Source organism: Herbaspirillum lusitanum P6-12 (genome assembly GCF_000256565.1).
Taxonomy (GTDB): domain Bacteria; phylum Pseudomonadota; class Gammaproteobacteria; order Burkholderiales; family Burkholderiaceae_D; genus Herbaspirillum; species Herbaspirillum lusitanum.
In genome coordinates, this window is record NZ_AJHH01000726.1 from 1 (window position 1) to 2936 (window position 2936).

Genomic DNA, 2936 nt, shown 5'->3' on the forward strand with positions numbered 1-2936 from the left:
ACCAGAATCACCGCCGCCGCCGTCGCAATCACTGCCAGCCACAGGGGCGACAACGATACCGGCAGCGCCAACGCGCTGAGACCGGCGAAGATGCCGGCGCCGACGGCAATGGGAACAACGACTTGAATCAGCACGTCCAGCGAGCGCGACAGCGCCCTGTTTTTCCTCTCGAACATACAGCAGTCTCCTCACGAGTTGCCGTCATGCCTGGTCTTGGTCTGATTGGCATGTACGGATGTCATCCGAACAACTTTTATCAGGAAGAAAAACTGATTACGCTGCGCCGTCCGCTATCCGTTGTTCTGATTCGAGCAAAATCGGCGCGCAGCCTTCCCCTATTTTTGGCCAGCTTACAAGGGATAACTTACGCGTAACTTATACGGAACCGTTTGGTGGGATTCTCGCGGGACAGCGCTCAGAGAATGTATACCGCTGCGGCCATACCCGCAGGTAGGCACGAAAAATATCGTTCGAGGGAATAAGAAAAGGTCGTCGCCGCCCGCCGGTCATGCCGGGGGCGAGATAATGCATGATGATTACTTGGGGCGAACGCTGATGTGCTCATCCAGCTCGCGCTGGGCAAGTTCAAGCGATTTGAGCGCCGCCTGCCAGGGTTCATAGTCGGCCATTGTCAACCACTCGGCGCCCGGATTTTTCTTCCACTCTTCCAGCTTCGCATTCAACAGTTCGTACTCGCAAAGCTGCGCTTCCAGCAACGCCTCAATCTGCAGCCGCAGTTCATCGGCGCGCAATTTCCATGCATCAGGTGTATCCATGTCGATCTCCATAAAGTCGCAGAATCCTAGCATGAAAGCTTCTCGCTCCGATGCTGTCGGCGCGATAGCGTGACCAGCGTGCGCACCTCGACCTTGTCGCCCTCGCGCGGCATGAAGCCGGCGTACTGGGCGCGACCCTTGAACATCACGGCGCGCACCTGGGCGGCATCGTCTTTCAGGGTGAAATACCAATGGCCGGACGCAGCGCGGGTAAAATTGGATATTTCGCCGGACACCCAGACCAGCGGAAAGGTCCGCTCCAGCACGCGTGCGACCGCCTGGTTGAGCGCCGATACGGCGAGCACGGGCGGGCCGGACGGTGGAGCGGAAGGCGTGGGGCTGGAAAAATCGTCGTGGTTCATTGGCTGGCTTGAAGTCGAGGAGTCGGTGCGCGGTTTCTGTTCACGATGAAAAAATGCTTTGAAATCAATGCTCTTGCCGGTTTGCGAAGCGCTTGTTCACAATGTTATACACAGGAAATGTGGATAAAGTGCACAGGATTTTAAATCGGTTCTGCTGCAGCGTCCGGCGAAACTTTGCCGGTCCCTGTATCTTGGCCTTGCCCGGCAAGGTGCAACGCGTTACATTCTGCACCGGAAAATCGAGCCGCGTTTAATGCGGCAACATATGTCATCACCCTTGTATTGAAGGAGTCTCTCTTGTTCGCAATCATCCAGGCCGCAGGCTGGCCGATCTGGCCGTTGTTGATCGCCTCCGTCATCGGGCTCGCGCTGATCATCGAACGGCTCCTGTACCTGCGCCGCTCGCGCGTGTTGCCGGGCGACCTGTTGCCGGAAGTGGTGCGCGTCTATGAAAGCGGCCGCGTCAACGATGACGTGATCGACAAGCTGGAGCAGAATTCACCGCTGGGCCAGGTGCTCGCCGCCGGCCTGCGCAACGTCGACGCGCCGCGCGAAGTCATGAAGGAAGCCATCGAAGAAGCCGGCCAGGCCGCCGCGCATCGCCTCGAACGCTATCTCACCACGCTCGGCACGATCGCCTCGCTGGCGCCGCTGATGGGCCTGTTCGGCACGGTCATCGGCATGATCGAAATTTTCGCTTCGCAAAACGCCGCCGGCACGAATCCGTCGCAGCTGGCGCACGGTATTTCGATCGCGCTGTACAACACCGGTTTCGGCCTGGCGATTGCGATGCCGGCGCTGGTGTTCTACCGTCACTTCCGCGCGCTGGTTGACGGCTTCGTGGTCGACATGGAACAGCAGGCCGTCAAGTTCGTCGACGTCGTGCACGGTTCGCGTCAGTAACAAGAAACAAGCTAAAGGAAGCGTCATGAATTTTCGCAAAGGCCGCGCGCGGGAAGAGTTGGAAATCAACCTGATCCCCTTCATCGACGTTTTGCTGGTGATCGTCATCTTCCTGATGGTGACCACCACATATAGCAAGTTCACCGCCTTGCAGATCACGCTGCCGACCGCCAACGCCGAGAAGGCGCTGGAGCAGCCGTTCGAACTGAACGTCGCGGTCGACGCGCAAGGCCGCTATGCCATCAACAACGTGCAGATAGCCGCACGCGATGCCGCCGGATTGGCGCGTGAATTGCAGAGCGCAGTACAGGCAAACTCGGCCAACACAGACACCAGCGGCGGCAAGCCCGATCCGGTGGTGATCATCAATGCCGACGCGCTGGCTGCGCACCAGACCGTGATCAACGTGCTGGAGGCGGCGCGCACTGCCGGTTTCGCCAAGGTCACGTTCGCCGCGCAGACCGGCGGCAAGTAAGCCGCACGCACGCCTCCCGCCTTGTCCGCACCCACTTCCTTCGAATCGACGCTGACTCGCGCCTGGCTGCGGCGCGGCTGGCTCGCGTGCCTGTTGTGGCCGCTGTCGCTATTGTTCGGCGCCGTTGCGCTGACGCGGCGCACGCTCTACCGGTCCGGCCTGAAACAGGCGACGCGCCTGGAAGTGCCGGTGGTGGTGGTGGGCAACGTCTTCGTCGGCGGCACCGGCAAGACGCCGCTGGCAATCTGGCTGGTGCAGGCCTTGCGACAGGCCGGCTATACACCCGGCGTGATTTCGCGCGGTTATGGTTCGGCGCAGGCCGAGGCGCGTCCCGTCACTTCAGGTTCCAAGGCATCGGAGGTCGGCGACGAGCCTCTGCTGATCGCTGCGGCTAAGTCACGACAAAAAGGAAGGCCTAAC

4 protein-coding genes and 1 pseudogene are annotated in these 2936 nt (G+C 60.3%); 3 read left to right on the plus strand and 2 right to left on the minus strand.

The window, feature by feature from the left end; all coding sequences use genetic code 11:
* Positions 1-536 precede the first annotated feature (536 nt).
* Together HLUSI_RS0123520 and HLUSI_RS0123525 are read right to left on the minus strand one after the other, a co-directional pair.
* Positions 537-788: a hypothetical protein gene (locus tag HLUSI_RS0123520; protein ID WP_016836269.1), complete on the minus strand. Its 252-nt coding sequence runs from the start codon at positions 786-788 to the stop codon at positions 537-539.
* A gap of 53 nt (positions 789-841) precedes the next feature.
* Positions 842-1138, minus strand: a pseudogene (locus tag HLUSI_RS0123525) (exodeoxyribonuclease VII large subunit); the annotation flags it as partial.
* A 297-nt stretch (positions 1139-1435) separates the two neighbouring features.
* Between HLUSI_RS0123525 and HLUSI_RS0123530 the strand changes: the two are divergent.
* The 3 genes from HLUSI_RS0123530 to lpxK form a co-directional block, all read left to right on the plus strand.
* On the plus strand, positions 1436-2041 hold the full coding sequence (locus tag HLUSI_RS0123530; protein ID WP_016836271.1) for a MotA/TolQ/ExbB proton channel family protein: 606 nt from the start codon (positions 1436-1438) through the stop codon (positions 2039-2041).
* Positions 2042-2066: 25 nt separating this feature from the next.
* Positions 2067-2516, plus strand: a complete 450-nt coding sequence (locus HLUSI_RS0123535; RefSeq protein WP_016836272.1) for an ExbD/TolR family protein — start codon at positions 2067-2069, stop codon at positions 2514-2516.
* Positions 2517-2537: 21 nt separating this feature from the next.
* The coding region (lpxK, locus tag HLUSI_RS0123540; protein WP_016836273.1) for a tetraacyldisaccharide 4'-kinase at positions 2538-2936 on the plus strand (399 nt) is incomplete at its 3' end.